At 66.6% G+C, this 13,014-nt stretch carries 13 protein-coding genes and 1 pseudogene; 1 reads left to right on the top strand and 13 read right to left on the bottom strand.

What is annotated here, in order from left to right; translation table 11 throughout:
- Positions 1-45: 45 nt before the first annotated feature.
- The 9 genes and pseudogenes from AC1DCU_RS05755 to AC1DCU_RS05715 form a co-directional block, all read right to left on the bottom strand.
- Positions 46-135, bottom strand: a pseudogene (locus AC1DCU_RS05755) (lipid-A-disaccharide synthase N-terminal domain-containing protein); the annotation flags it as partial.
- A gap of 249 nt (positions 136-384) precedes the next feature.
- Complete coding sequence (locus tag AC1DCU_RS05750; protein ID WP_025878793.1) at positions 385-732, bottom strand: lipid-A-disaccharide synthase N-terminal domain-containing protein; 348 nt, start codon at positions 730-732, stop codon at positions 385-387.
- Positions 732-1,454, bottom strand: a complete 723-nt coding sequence (locus AC1DCU_RS05745; protein ID WP_099589329.1) for a glycosyltransferase family 2 protein — start codon at positions 1,452-1,454, stop codon at positions 732-734. The genes AC1DCU_RS05750 and AC1DCU_RS05745 overlap by 1 nt, the downstream gene beginning before the upstream one ends.
- Positions 1,455-1,544: 90 nt before the next feature.
- Positions 1,545-2,510, bottom strand: coding sequence for an NAD-dependent epimerase/dehydratase family protein (locus AC1DCU_RS05740; RefSeq protein ID WP_478013574.1), 966 nt, complete (start codon positions 2,508-2,510; stop codon positions 1,545-1,547).
- A 64-nt stretch (positions 2,511-2,574) separates the two neighbouring features.
- Complete coding sequence (locus tag AC1DCU_RS05735) at positions 2,575-3,300, bottom strand: suppressor of fused domain protein (protein WP_032976777.1); 726 nt, start codon at positions 3,298-3,300, stop codon at positions 2,575-2,577.
- Positions 3,301-3,442: 142 nt separating this feature from the next.
- Complete coding sequence (locus AC1DCU_RS05730) at positions 3,443-4,366, bottom strand: ParB/RepB/Spo0J family partition protein (protein WP_025878789.1); 924 nt, start codon at positions 4,364-4,366, stop codon at positions 3,443-3,445.
- Entirely contained in the window at positions 4,366-5,163 is a 798-nt protein-coding gene (locus AC1DCU_RS05725) for a ParA family protein (RefSeq protein ID WP_025878788.1), read from the bottom strand. The genes AC1DCU_RS05730 and AC1DCU_RS05725 overlap by 1 nt, the downstream gene beginning before the upstream one ends.
- Positions 5,164-5,275: 112 nt before the next feature.
- Complete coding sequence (gene rsmG / locus AC1DCU_RS05720; RefSeq protein WP_313116459.1) at positions 5,276-5,914, bottom strand: 16S rRNA (guanine(527)-N(7))-methyltransferase RsmG; 639 nt, start codon at positions 5,912-5,914, stop codon at positions 5,276-5,278.
- A gap of 39 nt (positions 5,915-5,953) precedes the next feature.
- The gene (locus AC1DCU_RS05715; protein ID WP_032976775.1) at positions 5,954-6,553 is read right to left on the bottom strand and encodes a 4'-phosphopantetheinyl transferase family protein; all 600 of its coding nucleotides are present in this window, start codon (positions 6,551-6,553) and stop codon (positions 5,954-5,956) included.
- 84 nt (positions 6,554-6,637) lie between these two features.
- Between AC1DCU_RS05715 and AC1DCU_RS05710 the strand changes: the two genes are divergently transcribed.
- The gene (locus AC1DCU_RS05710) at positions 6,638-6,889 is read left to right on the top strand and encodes a GlsB/YeaQ/YmgE family stress response membrane protein (protein ID WP_025878785.1); all 252 of its coding nucleotides are present in this window, start codon (positions 6,638-6,640) and stop codon (positions 6,887-6,889) included.
- Positions 6,890-6,961: 72 nt separating this feature from the next.
- Here the strand turns inward: AC1DCU_RS05710 and xth are convergent, their stop codons facing one another.
- From xth to AC1DCU_RS05690, 4 genes are all read right to left on the bottom strand, one after another.
- A complete protein-coding gene (gene xth / locus AC1DCU_RS05705) occupies positions 6,962-7,729 on the bottom strand; it encodes an exodeoxyribonuclease III (protein ID WP_032976774.1) in 768 nt (255 codons plus the stop codon).
- Positions 7,730-7,996: 267 nt separating this feature from the next.
- Positions 7,997-9,406 carry a coniferyl aldehyde dehydrogenase gene (locus AC1DCU_RS05700; RefSeq protein WP_442251890.1) on the bottom strand — a complete coding sequence of 470 codons (1,410 nt, stop codon included), beginning with the start codon at positions 9,404-9,406 and terminating at the stop codon, positions 7,997-7,999.
- Between the two features lie 198 nt (positions 9,407-9,604).
- The gene (locus AC1DCU_RS05695) at positions 9,605-11,260 is read right to left on the bottom strand and encodes an MFS transporter (protein WP_025878778.1); all 1,656 of its coding nucleotides are present in this window, start codon (positions 11,258-11,260) and stop codon (positions 9,605-9,607) included.
- 111 nt (positions 11,261-11,371) lie between these two features.
- A complete protein-coding gene (locus AC1DCU_RS05690; RefSeq protein ID WP_442251891.1) occupies positions 11,372-12,793 on the bottom strand; it encodes a DcaP family trimeric outer membrane transporter in 1,422 nt (473 codons plus the stop codon).
- Positions 12,794-13,014: the final 221 nt, after the last annotated feature.

Below are 13,014 nucleotides of genomic sequence, written 5' to 3'. Positions count from 1 at the left end.
CCCGGAGAAAACCAGCGCCGACCAAGGTCGGCGTCTACCGGGGCGTCAGTGACTGGCCTTGTCCCGCTTCCAGCCGCGATGCTTGATGTCCAGCTGCAGGCTGTACAACGCGGTGAACGCCGGGAACAGGTTCTGCCTGGGCCTAGCCCTGGTAGCTGCCAACCTTGGTTGGCAGGCGGGGAGACCCAGCGCCGAAGGCGCACGGTAGCGCGGGGCCATGCCCCGCGAGCGCGCAGCGCGGCCGATGTTGGCCGCCATTCCACAGCCGCCGGGCATGGCCCGGCGCTACCACAGCGGTGCCTGCGTCGCCGCTCTGGTAGCTGCCAACCTTGGTTGGCACCCGGAGAAAACCAGCGCCGACCAAGGTCGGCATCTACCAGGGCGTCAGTGACTGGCCTTGTCCCGCTTCCAGCCGCGATGCTTGATGTCCAGCTGCAGGCTGTACAACGCGGTGAACGCCGGGAACAGGTTCTGCAGCACGCCCACCGAGTCCTGCTTGGCCGAGAACAGGAAGTAGCTCAGCGTCATCAGGCTGCCGACCACGCTCATGTACCAGAACAGGCGCGGGATCACCGGCTTGCCGGCGCGCTTGGAGGCGACGAACTGGACCAGCCAGCGGCCACCGAACATCAACGCGCCGGTGTAGCCGATCAGCTTCCAGCCGGTCACATGCAGGCCGGTCCAGTACAACCAGGTCAGCGGCTGGTCCAGCCAGTGCAGCTCCAGATCCATCAACGCTCCTCCACCGCGGTGCGCTTGCTGCGGGTGATCAGCCAGGCCACGCCGCGCAGGTCGCGGATGCCGACCAGCGCGCGGCCCAGGTTGTTGTACTTGGACACGCCGGCCGTACGGTGGCGATGGTTGACCGGCACGCTGGTGGTCTTCCAGCCGGCACGCTGCATCAGCGCCGGCAGATAGCGATGCATGTGGTCGAAGTACGGCAGATCGAGGAAGGCGTTGCGCTCGAACAGCTTGATGCCGCAGCCGGTATCGGGAGTGTCATCGCGCAGCATGCGCGCGCGGATGGCATTGGCCCACTTGCTGGCCCAGCGCTTGCTGCCGCTGTCCTGGCGGTTGACGCGCCAGCCGGCGAACAGCTTCACCTGGGCATCGGCCGCATCACGGGCGTCCAGCAGCCTGGGGATGTCGGCCGGATCGTTCTGGCCATCACCGTCGAGGGTGGCGATCCACGGCGCACGCGCGTGCTTGACGCCGGTACGTACCGCGGTGCTCTGCCCGCTCTGCGAGACGTGGTGCAGCACGCGCAGCTCCGGCGTGGTGGCCTTCAGGCCCTGCAGCACGGCCAGGGTGTCATCGCGCGAATGATCGTCGATGTAGACGATCTCGAACGGCAGCCGTCCGCGCAGTGCAGCGGTGATTTCGGCCACCAGGGGCGCGACGTTGTCGCGCTCGTTGAATACGGGGACAACGACAGACAGCTCGGGTTGGCTCATGGGGGGACTCGGCCAAGGAGGGACAAAGACCGCGCATTTTCCGAAGCCGAGGTTATCCGAAGATGAATCCGGCGGCGTGAGGATCGGTTTTCAGGCGCGATCAGCAAAATACTCGCGACACCACTGCACCACCGGCGGCAGGCCCTGTTCGATCGGCATGACCGGTTCGTAGCCAAATGCGTCATGTGCGCGCTGGGTATCGGCCATCGTGCGCACCATGTCACCCGGCTGCATCGGCTTGTAGACCTTCTGCGCGGGGCGACCGGCGGCCTGCTCGATCACGCCGATGAAGCGCTCCAGCTCGACCGGCGTGTGGTTGCCGAGGTTGAACACCCGGTGCGGCACCGGACCATCAGCCGGATGCGCGAGGGCGCCGAGAATACCGGCCACGATGTCGGAGACATGTGTGAAATCGCGCTGCATGCGGCCTTCGTTGAACACATCGATCGAACGACCGGCCAGCACCGCGCGCGAGAACAGCAGCGGCGCCATGTCCGGCCGGCCCCACGGGCCATACACGGTGAAGAAGCGCAGGCCGGTGGCACGCAGGCCATACAGCTGTGCGTAGGTGTAGGCCATCAGTTCATTGGCGGCCTTGGTGGCGGCGTACAGCGAGCGCGGCTGGTCCACGCGCTGGTCTTCGGAAAACGGCGGCGTGGCCGAATCGCCGTACACCGAACTGCTGGACGCATACACCAGATGCTGCACGCCACGATGGCGGCACAGCTCGAGCATGTTGACGAAGCCGACCAGGTTGCTGTCGACGTAGGCGTGCGGGTTTTCCAGCGAATAGCGCACGCCGGCCTGCGCGGCCAAGTGGATCACCGCAGTCGGCTGTACTTCCTCGAACAGCGCGGCCAGGCCGTCGCGGTCGGTCAGGTCCAGCGTGCGCAGATCCAGCGTCGGGCACAGTGCGGCCACGCGGTCGCGCTTGATCTGTGGGTCGTAGTAATCGTTGAAGTTGTCCAGGCCGACCACCGACTGGCCCGCATCAAGCAGGGCACGAGCGGTGTAGGCACCGATGAAGCCGGCTGCGCCGGTGAGCAGGATGGTCATTGCGGTGAGCCTGGAATTCAACGGTCAATTCAGTAGTGATGGCGTCTGATGGTACGCGCAGGGCCTAGAACAGGCCGAAACGCTTCTTGGCCACATTGGTGCGCCCCGGCTGGATGACATCCTGGATGTTCTTCGCATCGAAGCGATCCAGCAGGGTTTCCGAGTCCTTTTTCAGCTTCAGGTCCATCTCTTCCGGGTACAGCGGCACGATCGCCATGAACTCGATGGTGGTGCCGTCTTCCAGCGCCAGCGTGCCGAAGTCGTCCGGGGTCGTGACCGGCGGCAGCACGATGGCGCCATCGAACCCCACGCCCGGTGCATAGGGCTCGGACGGATGGCCGTTGGGAATGGTGTGACCGAAGCCCAGCCAGGTGTCGTACTCGTGCGGCAGCCGCGCCAGGGTCTTCAGCAGGCGCACCGGCCAATAGTTGCGCTCATCCTCGAAGGCATCTTGGGTGATCGGCCAATCCGCTGGCAGGGTCACCATCAGTTCCATGTGCCGGGGGGCGTCCACCTCGTCGGGCACGGCCATCGGCAGATCGCTCATGCCCGAGGTCACCAGCCGCAGGTACGGGCACTCGTCGGTGGCGGGCACCACATGCACGTCGATGTGCACGATATCGGAGATGATTTCATGGAAGACCCCGGAGATCGGGCCAAGATGGCGCTCGATGTGCGCGCTGATCTCCTCGATGTGCGACTCCCCCTGGGCCGGGGTGAAGTCCTTCTCGCGGCTGTGCACGAGGATCGGGCTGCCGCCCGGGCTGACGTCGTCTACTTCAATGGTCATGTCCTGCTCCCTGGATGAGCCACGGGGCGGAGCGGCCCACCTGCGGTGGACGACGCGGCCTCCGGCACGCGCGGCGGTGCGTTCCCTGCAATCGACGGCACACGGCAGGAACAGGCCGTGCGCCCATGAAGATGCGCCGGGGTCAGCCCTGGCGCGTGCGCAGCCGCTCCAGCACGCCATCGAGCGTGTCCAGGTTGGCGTAATGGATGATCAGCTTGCCCTTGCCGCCGCGGCCATGGTTGATCGCAACGGAAGTCCCCAGCACTTCGGACAGCTCGGTTTCCAGCGAGGCGATGTCGGCCTGCTGCACCTTGGCCACCGGCTGGGGACGGTTGCTCGGCACCTTGCCGGCGGCAAACGCCTGCGCGCGGCGCTCGACCTCGCGCACCGACCAGCCTTCGTCGGCCGCTTCCTGGGCCAGCTTGCTGGCCAGTTCCGGGGCCAGCGTCAGCAGCGCGCGGGCGTGCCCCATCTCCAGCCGACGCGTTTCCAGCAGCAGGCGGATGGCGATCGGCAGCTCCAGCAGGCGCAGCAGGTTGGACACCGCCGCGCGCGAGCGGCCGACGGCCTCGGCGGCCTCGGCATGGGTCAGGGTGAATTCGCTGATGAGGCGCTGCAGCGCTTCGGCTTCTTCCAGCGGGTTGAGGTCTTCGCGCTGGATGTTCTCGATCAGCGCCATCGCGATGACGGTGCGGTCTTCCAGCTCACGCACCACCACCGGCACTTCGTCCAGGCCGGCCAGCTGCGAGGCGCGCCAGCGACGTTCACCGGCGACGATCTCGAAGTTGCCTGCCGGCAGCTGGCGCACCAGGATCGGCTGGATCACGCCCTGCGACTTGATCGAGTCGGCCAGTTCGGACAGCTTGCCCTGGTCCATCTCGCGACGCGGCTGGTACTTGCCCGGCTGCAGCTGGCCTACCGGCAGCTTGCGCAGCACTTCACCGGGCAGCGGCTCGATCACCGCCGTACTGGCCTGCACCTGGCTGACCGCGCCCTTCGGACCGAGCAGTGCGTCCAGGCCGCGGCCGAGGCCTCGCTTCTTGGCTGCAGGCTTGCTGCTGGTCATCAGACGGTCTCCACGGCCTTGGTGGCCTTGTTGCGTTCGTTATTGCGACGGATGATCTCGCCGGCCAGGCCGAGGTAGGCCACGCCGCCGCGCGAAGCACGATCGTAGCCGACGATGCTCTGGCCATGGCTGGGCGCCTCGGCCAGGCGTACGTTGCGCGGCACGATGGTGCGGAACACCCGGTCGCCGAAGTGTTCGGTGAGCTCGGCCGACACGGCATTGGCCAGGTTGTTGCGCACGTCGAACATGGTGCGCAGCACGCCTTCGATCTCCAGCGCCGGGTTGAGGTTGGCACGCAGCGCTTCGATGGTTTCCACCAGCGCGCTCAGGCCTTCCAGTGCGTAGTACTCGCACTGCATCGGCACGATCACCGAATCGGCGGCGGCCAGTGCGTTGAGGGTCAGCAGCGAGAGCGCCGGCGGGCAGTCGATCAGGATGTAGTCGTACTCATCGCGGATCGGTGCCAGCGCGCGCTTCAGGCGCTGCTCGCGCTCGCTCTGCGCCATCAGCTGGATCTCGGCCGCGGTCAGGTCGATGTTGCCCGGCAGCAGGTCGTAGCCTTCGGCGGTCTGCACGCGCACGTCGGCGGCGCTGGACTCGCCCAGCAGCAGGTCGTAGGTGGAGGAGACCAGCTCGCGCTTGTCCACGCCACTGCCCATGGTCGCGTTGCCCTGGGAATCCAGGTCGACCAACAGCACGCGCTTGGGTGCGTTGGCCAGGGAAGCGGCCAGGTTGACGGCGGTCGTGGTCTTGCCGACGCCACCCTTCTGGTTGGCGATGGCGATGATGCGGGCCATGCGGGTGTGCCTCGTCGACGTGTGCTGGGACCGGTCATTATGCGTACAACCGGGCCCGTGCGGAAATCGTGGATCGCCAACCGCTTGTTCCACAAGGGGCGGGCGGCGGGGTTCAGGGACCTGTGACGGTGACCAGATGGCGTTCACCGGCCAGGCCGGGCACGCTCAGCGCGACCACCTCGCGCACCTGCCAACCGGCCGGCAGCGCTGCGATCTCCTCATGCGGGTAGACGCCTTTCATGGCCAGCAACACGCCGCCGGGGCGCAGCAGGTGGCCACCGACGCGGACGATGCCGGCCAGGGTGTCCATCGCGCGCGCGGTCAGCTGGTCGTAGCTGCCCGGCTCGGCCAGCGCTTCGGCGCGCGATTCGGCCACGCGGGCATTGCCCAGGCCCAGCTGGCGCACGGCCTCGCGCATGAAGCGGGCCTTCTTGCCGTTGCTTTCCACCAGGGTGACCTGCAGGCCCGGGCAGGCGATCGCCAGCGGGATGCCCGGCAACCCGGGGCCGGTACCGAGGTCGGCCAGGCTGCCATCGGCCACGAACGGCTGCATCGCCAGCGAATCGAGCAGATGGCGGGTGACCATTTCCTGCGGATCGCGGATGGCGGTGAGGTTGTAGGTGCCGTTCCAGCGGTGCAGCAGCGCCAGGTAGCGCAGCAGCGGCGGGGCCAGCTCGGCGGCCAGGCCCATGCTGGCCAGGCCCTGCTGCAGCGTGTTCGCTACGCCGGCGGGAAGATCGTGTTCGCTCATGCCGGCATTATCGCCGGTTTTCGCCGTTGATTCGCCGATTCACTGCGGATACCAGGCCAATGCGGCGCGGAATTGTCCGCTGGCCTGCCATTCGTGCAGGTGCCAGCGCGCGGCCTCGCCCAACTCCGGGTCGCACCAGCGCAGGTGCAGGGCGCCATCGTCGGCCGGGGCCAGCTGCAGGCGGTGCAGGCCGAAGGAAATGCCCTGCCCGTGCGCCTTCAGCATCGCTTCCTTGGCACACCAGACGCGGAAGAACCAATGTTCGCGGTCGGCCTCGTCCAGGCCCTGCAGCCAGGCCACTTCGTCGGGATGGAAGAAGCGCTGGATGATTTCCAGCATGCGCGGGCGCGGGCGCAGCAGTTCCAGGTCCACGCCCAGCCGCACGCCCTCGCCCAGCGCTACCAGCAGCACCTCGCCGCTGTGGCTCCAGCCGGTGCCGTAGTGGGCGAGCGCGCCGCTCAGTTCCGGCCGGCCCTTGTCGTCGCGCACCAGCGGCAGCGCATCCGGCTCGCCGCCCAAGGCCTGTGCCAGCACCTGCCGGGCCTGCGGCTCACCGCGCTGGCCGGGGACGTGCGGGCAGCGCCAGACGGTAACCGGACCAAACCGCCAGGGGCCCTCAAGGGTGGCTGGCAGGCTCATCCGCACGCGCCCGTCACAGGATTGCACAGCGGGTTCACGGCATTGCGCGTCAACTGGACGCGGTTATCCACCGGAGAGTCGATCATGGGCATCATCATCTGGCTGATCGTCGGCGGCATCGTCGGCTGGCTGGCAAGCATCATCATGAAGCGCGATGGCCAGCAGGGCATCATCCTCAACATCGTGGTGGGCATCGTCGGCGCACTGATTTCCGGCTGGCTGTTCGGCGGCGGCATCAATGAAGCGATCACCCTGCGCACGTTCCTGTTCTCGCTGATCGGCGCGGTGATTCTTCTGGCCATCGTCAACCTGTTCACCCGCAAGAGCATACGCTGACGCGGCGGTAGTGCCGGCCGCTGGCCGGCAGATGCATCGCAACGGGCCCGGCAATCGCCGGGCCCCGTTCGTTCAACCCAATTCCACCCACGCCGGCGCATGATCGCTGGGACGTTCCCAGGTGCGCGGCTCGCGGTCGATGCCCGAGGCCACCGCAGTGCCCTTCAGCGCATCGGAGACCAGGGTGAGGTCGATGCGCAGACCGAGGTTGCGGCGGAAACCCGCTGCGCGGTAGTCCCACCAGCTGAAGGTGCCGGCCTCATCGTTGTGCAGGCGGAAGCCATCGTGCAGGCCCAGCTGCAGCAGCTTGTTCAGTGCGCCGCGCTCGGCAGTGGAGGTCAGGATGTGGTTGTCGTTCCACACCTCCGGGTCATGCACGTCGCGCGCATCGGGGGCGATGTTGAAGTCGCCCATCACGATCAGCTTCGGATGCCGCTGCAGTTCTTCGGCGATCCACGCGTGCACCGCCTCCAGCCAGCGCAGCTTGTACTCGTACTTGTCGGTGCCCACGTCCTGGCCGTTGACCACGTACAGGTTGATCACCCGCAGGTCGCCGAAGGTGCCGGCGATGACCCGCTTCTGCTCGTCCTCGAAGCCGGGAATGCCGATCTGCACGTCCTGTGCCGGCTCGCGCGACACCAGCGCCACGCCGTTGTAGGTCTTCTGCCCGGCGAACACGCTGCGGTAACCGGCGGCGACCAGCGCCGAGTCCGGGAACTTGTGGTCCTCCAGCTTGGTTTCCTGGATGCCGACGATGTCCGGGCCGAAGTCCTTGAGCCACTGCTCCAGGTGCGGCAGGCGGACATTGAGCGAATTGACGTTCCACGAGGCGATTTTCATGCGGGCATTCTACCCGGGTGGGCTTTGGTAGAGGCCGACCTTGGTCGGCGCTTTGCTTCCCGCTGTTGCCTTCGTAGAGGCCGACCTTGGTCGGCGCTTGGGGTTCACGCGCGCCAACCAAGGTTGGCCCCTACCGGAACCGGCCGCACGGGTTGGCCCCTACCGGTAGTGCCGGCCGCTGGCCGGCAACCCGATGACCCTTCCGGCAAGACCCTGCACCTGCCGGCCAGCGCACGGCACTACCACTGGTGCACGCACTGCCTGGATTCACCGAAGCAGCAGTTTCAACAACCCCGCAATCTTCGAATACGGCGGCCGCAGCCGATCACTGGCCGCCCAGCGCGACTGCCACAGCACCGGCAACAGCTTGCTCATCGCATCAAACCCGGCCCGCCCGTGGTACGCCCCCATGCCACTGGCGCCCACCCCACCAAACGGCAAGCCATCGGCGGCGAAGTGCAGCAGGGTGTCGTTGACCGTGACCCCGCCGGCCAGCACCTGGCCGAGAATGCGCTCCACCGTGGCCGTGTCGTGGCTGAAGGGATACAGCGCCAGCGGCCGGTCGCGGGCCACGATGTCGGCCAGCGCCGCATCCAGGTCCGGATAGGCGCGCACCGGCAGGATCGGGCCGAAGATCTCATCGCGCATCAGGTCCAGGTCATCCGGCGGGTCCAGCACCACGGACGGCACCAGCAGCCGCTCGCGATCGGCGCGCGCGTCATCCACCTGCGCCAGCGGAATCACCGGCACCCCGCGTTCGCGGGCCTGCGCCAGATAGCCCTGCAGGCGCCGGTACTGGCCCTCGTTGATGATTCGCGTGTAATCATCGGCATCGCTGAAATCACCATAGCGCTCGCGCACCTGCTGCTGCAGCGCCTGCACGAACTCACGCTGGCGCACGCTGTCGATCAGCACGTAATCCGGCGCGATGCAGGTCTGGCCGGCATTGAACCACTTGCCGGTGGCCAACCGCGCGGCGGCTTTGTCCAGCGGGAAATCGCGGCAGACGATCGCCGGCGACTTGCCGCCCAGTTCCAGCGTCAGCGGCACCAGATGCTCCGCCGCCGCCGCCATCACCTTGCGGCCGACCGCGGTGGAACCGGTGAACACGAGGTGGTCCAGCGGTAGCGAAGACACCGCCGCGGCCACGTCCGCGTCACCCTGCACCACCGACACACGATCGGGCGGGAACACGCTGGCCAGCAGATCGGCCAGGAACGCGCTGGTGCGCGGGGTGTGCTCCGAAGGCTTCAACAGCACATGGTTGCCAGCGGCAATCGCGGTGGCCAGCGGCACCAACGCCAGCGTGACCGGATAATTCCACGGCGAGATCACCCCGACCACACCCAGCGGCATCGGCCGCAGCTGCGCGCGGGCTGGCCACAGTCGCCAGCCGGCGCCCACCCGCTGCGGCTTCGACCAGCGCCGCAGGTGGCGACGCAGGTGGTCGATGGCCGACAGCACGCTCATGCCGTCGGCCAGCTTTGATTCCACGTGGGCACGATGGCCGAAGTCCTCGGCGATGGCCGCAGCCATTTCGTCCATGCGGTCCTTCAACGCCGCGCGCAGGCGACGCAGGTCGGCTTCGCGCTGGTCCAGCGAAGGACGCTGGGCCTGCCAGGCGCTGCGCAGGTTGTGCAGGATGACGGGGAGGTCGGCTGGGGCGGTGGTGGTCATGGGCCGACTATACGGCGTGCTCTGCAATGTAATGGTAGTGCCGGCCGCTGGCCGGCAGCCTCATGGATCTCCGGCAGACATCGTGCAGTTGCCGGCCAGCGGCCGGCACTACCAGGGTGCGGGCCGGATAAGCGCCCCCACAAACAGAAAGGCCGTGGTCTGCACCACGGCCTCTCCTTCACTCGATGAACATCATTCTTACTTGGTGATGTCCACGTTCTTCGTCTCGCGCAGGAACAGGCCGCCAATCACCACCGACATCAGCGCGATGATGATCGGGTACCACAACCCGTAGTACAGGTTGCCGGTACCGGCCACCAGCGCGAACGAGATCGCCGGCAGGAAGCCACCGAACCAGCCGTTGCCGATGTGGTACGGCAGCGACATCGAGGTGTAGCGGATGCGGGTCGGGAACAGTTCGACCAGGTAGGCGGCGATCGGGCCGTAGACCATGGTCACGTACAGCACCAGCAGCCACAGCATCAGGATCGTGCCTGCGTAGTTGATGCGCGAACCATCGGCCTTGGCGGGATAGCCGGCACCGGTCAGCGCAGTCTTCAGCTCAGCACCGAATGCATCGGCCTTGGCCTTTCCTTCTTCCTTGGTCAGGCCGGCGGCCTCGTACGAGGTGACGCTGGCGCTGCCCACGTTGACCATCGCCAGCGAACCGGCAGCGGCCGGCTGCACGTCATACGGCACACCGGCCTTGGTGAGCGCGGCGGTGGCGACGTCGCAGGAGCTGGTGAACTTGCGCAGGCCCACCGGATCGAACTGGAAGGAGCAGGTGGTCGGGTCGGCCACGACCAGCGCCGGCGAACTGCTGCGGGCCTCTTCGATGGCCGGGTTGGCGAAGTGGGTCAGGCCCTTGAAGATCGGGATGTAGGTGATGGCGGCCAACAGGCAGCCGGCCAGGATGATCTTCTTGCGGCCGATTCGGTCGGACAGCCAGCCGAAGAAGATGAAGAACGGCACGCCCAGCGCCAGCGCGGCGGCGATCAGCAGGTAGGAGGTGGTGGCGTCGACCTTCAGCATGCTGCTGAGGAAGAACAGCGCGTAGAACTGGCCGCCATACCAGACCACCGCCTGACCCGCTGCGGCGCCGAGCAGCACCAGCAGCATCAGCTTCAGGTTGCCGCCCTTCAGGCTGTCACGGAACGGCGTCTTGGAACCCTTGCCCTCCGACTTCATCTGCTGGAACAGCGGCGACTCGCTCAGCTGCAGGCGGATCCACACCGACACACCCAGCAGCACGATCGAGACCAGGAACGGAATGCGCCAGCCCCAGGCTTCGAACGCTTCGTTGCCGAGGAAGTAGCGGCAGGCCAGGATGATCAGCAGCGACATGAACAGGCCGAGGGTGGCCGTGCACTGGATGAAGCTGGTGTACAGGCCACGCTTGTCGTCCGGCGCGTGTTCGGCCACGTAGGTCGCCGCACCACCGTACTCGCCGCCCATGGCCAGGCCCTGGGCCAGGCGCAGGATGATCAGTATCACCGGCGCGGCGAAGCCGATCGAGGCGTAGTTGGGCAGCACACCGACCAGGAAGGTCGAGATGCCCATGATCAGGATGGTGACCAGGAAGGTGTACTTGCGGCCGATGCGGTCGCCGAGGCTGCCGAAGAAGGCCGCACCGAACGGGCGCACGAAGAAGCCGGCCGCGAAGGCCAGCAGGGCGAAGATCATGCCCGTGGTTTCATTGACGCCACTGAAGAACTGCTTGGCGATGATCGCCGCAAGCGAGCCATACAGGAAGAAGTCGTACCACTCGAAAACGGTGCCCAGGCTGGACGCGAAGATGACCTTCTTGTGTCCCTGGGTTAGTTGGGCTTTCGCCGGTGCAGGTGTTGTGGACATGGGAAGCTTTCCCTCTGTAGGTGCCGACCTCGGTCGGCACGCAGTCTAGGTAGGTGCCGACCGTTGGTCGGCACTCATTCTTGGTAGGTGCCGACCTTGGTCGGCACTCCTTTAGAAGCTGTACTTCGTAGTGAACTGCAGACGGGTGATATCGCCCTTGTTGCCGTTCTCTATCTCGCGCTTGCCGTACATCAGCTCGGCACCGACATCGACCTTGGGCAGCGGCGAGTAGAAGATGTTGCCGCGGATGCTCTGCACGCTCTTGGTCACCAGCGGGCCGAGGATGCTGTCGTTGTCGTAGTCGCTGCGCGCATAGATCAGGTTGGTGCGCAGCTTCGGCGAGAACGCATGGCGCCAACCGACATAGCCGGCGATCACACCGGTCGGGTTGAGCTCGTCACGGGCCACGTCATAGGCCGAATCGGCGGTGATGCCCAGGCCGATGTAACGGGCGATGCCCTCGCCACCGGTGAACTGGTAGTGCAGCGAATCGCTGTCACCCATCACCCACTTGCCGCCCAGGGTCAGGCCACCGGCCACCTTGTCGGCCTTTGCGCCGGTGGCCTGGTTGTCGACCTTCAGCTGACGGACGATACCGCCAACACCGAACGTACCCCAGTCACCCTTCCAGCCATAACGCAGGGTCAGGTCCGGCAGGCTGCCGCGATCGGAATTGGCGCTGGCATTGGTCCAGGCGCCGGTGACCGGATTGCGCGCACCGGTGAGGGTGGTCGTTTCCGGATTCTCCAGCGCGACGCTGAAGCCACCCTGGGTGTAACGCACCTGCGCCTGGCGCACGAAGATCACGCCATCGGTGGGACCGACGAAGTCGACCGCTTCCGGCAACGACGCCGCATCCATGAAGTTCGACCAGGTCTGGCCGGCCATCCAGTTGTTCCAGTACATGTACGCATGGCGCAGGGTCACGCCATAGGTGTTGGTGGCGGTCTGGTTGCCCAGCGAGTTGCCGAAGAAATCCATCTCGAAGAACGCGCCGGCCTTGTTGCCCGACTCGCTGACGTTGTCGATGCCCAGGTTGAAGCGCGAGAACTTGGCGTGGGCGTTGTAGTCCACGTCCGAGCGCTTGCCGCTGCCGCCGGCGCCTTCCACCGGGGTCTGCCCGGGCAGGTACAGCGAGCGGCCGGTGGCGTCGTCGGCCAGTTGGCCATCGCTGGTCTGGGTGGCCAGGAAATCGGCCTTGATGAAACCGCCGATCTTGACCGTGGTGCCCGGCGCCGCGCCGGGGGTGATGGTGGTGACCTGGATCGGCTGCTTGCCCGCAGGCACCGCCGGCTTCTGTTCGGCCTGCAGCGTGCGGACGTCGGTGACCGCCTGCTGGGTCTGCACGATCTGGGTCTGTTGCTGCTGCTGCGACGCCAGCAGCGCCTGCACCTGCCGCTCCAGTTCGGCGACGCGTGACTCCAGTGCCTTCTCTTTGGCGGTCTCGGCGAACGCCATGCCCGGTGCGACCAGGGCGACCAACAGGCAGGCCGCCAAAGGTGTGCGCACGGCTTTCAACGTACGGTGGCTCATGTTGCCCTCTCTCCCAAGTGGCAAGGTGATGCCGCGCGTGGGGCACGGTCGAGCCGAGACTGCGGGGCGTTTGCACGCACCGGCTATTGGCCATTGGTCGAACCCGGGCCTGCAGGGGCCCGACTTTCGACCAAGGTCTAACCGAAGTGGTGACGCGACCGGGGGTGGATGGGGCAAACTGAGGGGGAACGGCTGCTGCAATGCTGCGGCTGCACACACAA

It is taken from the genome of Stenotrophomonas sp. 10L48 (genome assembly GCF_056395105.1).
Note: the sequence above shows the minus strand (reverse complement) of the source record. Positions and strands in the feature narration are given on the sequence as shown.

Bases quoted from the DNA above. Each gene is read 5' to 3' on its own strand.
- AC1DCU_RS05750 (WP_025878793.1), bottom strand. From the start codon at position 732: ATGGATCTGGAGCTGCACTGGCTGGACCAGCCGCTGACCTGGTTGTAC.
- AC1DCU_RS05745 (WP_099589329.1), bottom strand. From the start codon at position 1,454: ATGAGCCAACCCGAGCTGTCTGTCGTTGTCCCCGTATTCAACGAGCGC.
- AC1DCU_RS05740 (WP_478013574.1), bottom strand. From the start codon at position 2,510: ATGACCATCCTGCTCACCGGCGCAGCCGGCTTCATCGGTGCCTACACC.
- AC1DCU_RS05735 (WP_032976777.1), bottom strand. From the start codon at position 3,300: ATGACCATTGAAGTAGACGACGTCAGCCCGGGCGGCAGCCCGATCCTC.
- AC1DCU_RS05730 (WP_025878789.1), bottom strand. From the start codon at position 4,366: ATGACCAGCAGCAAGCCTGCAGCCAAGAAGCGAGGCCTCGGCCGCGGC.
- AC1DCU_RS05725 (WP_025878788.1), bottom strand. From the start codon at position 5,163: ATGGCCCGCATCATCGCCATCGCCAACCAGAAGGGTGGCGTCGGCAAG.
- rsmG (WP_313116459.1), bottom strand. From the start codon at position 5,914: ATGAGCGAACACGATCTTCCCGCCGGCGTAGCGAACACGCTGCAGCAG.
- AC1DCU_RS05715 (WP_032976775.1), bottom strand. From the start codon at position 6,553: ATGAGCCTGCCAGCCACCCTTGAGGGCCCCTGGCGGTTTGGTCCGGTT.
- AC1DCU_RS05710 (WP_025878785.1), top strand. From the start codon at position 6,638: ATGGGCATCATCATCTGGCTGATCGTCGGCGGCATCGTCGGCTGGCTG.
- xth (WP_032976774.1), bottom strand. From the start codon at position 7,729: ATGAAAATCGCCTCGTGGAACGTCAATTCGCTCAATGTCCGCCTGCCG.
- AC1DCU_RS05700 (WP_442251890.1), bottom strand. From the start codon at position 9,406: ATGACCACCACCGCCCCAGCCGACCTCCCCGTCATCCTGCACAACCTG.
- AC1DCU_RS05695 (WP_025878778.1), bottom strand. From the start codon at position 11,260: ATGTCCACAACACCTGCACCGGCGAAAGCCCAACTAACCCAGGGACAC.
- AC1DCU_RS05690 (WP_442251891.1), bottom strand. From the start codon at position 12,793: ATGAGCCACCGTACGTTGAAAGCCGTGCGCACACCTTTGGCGGCCTGC.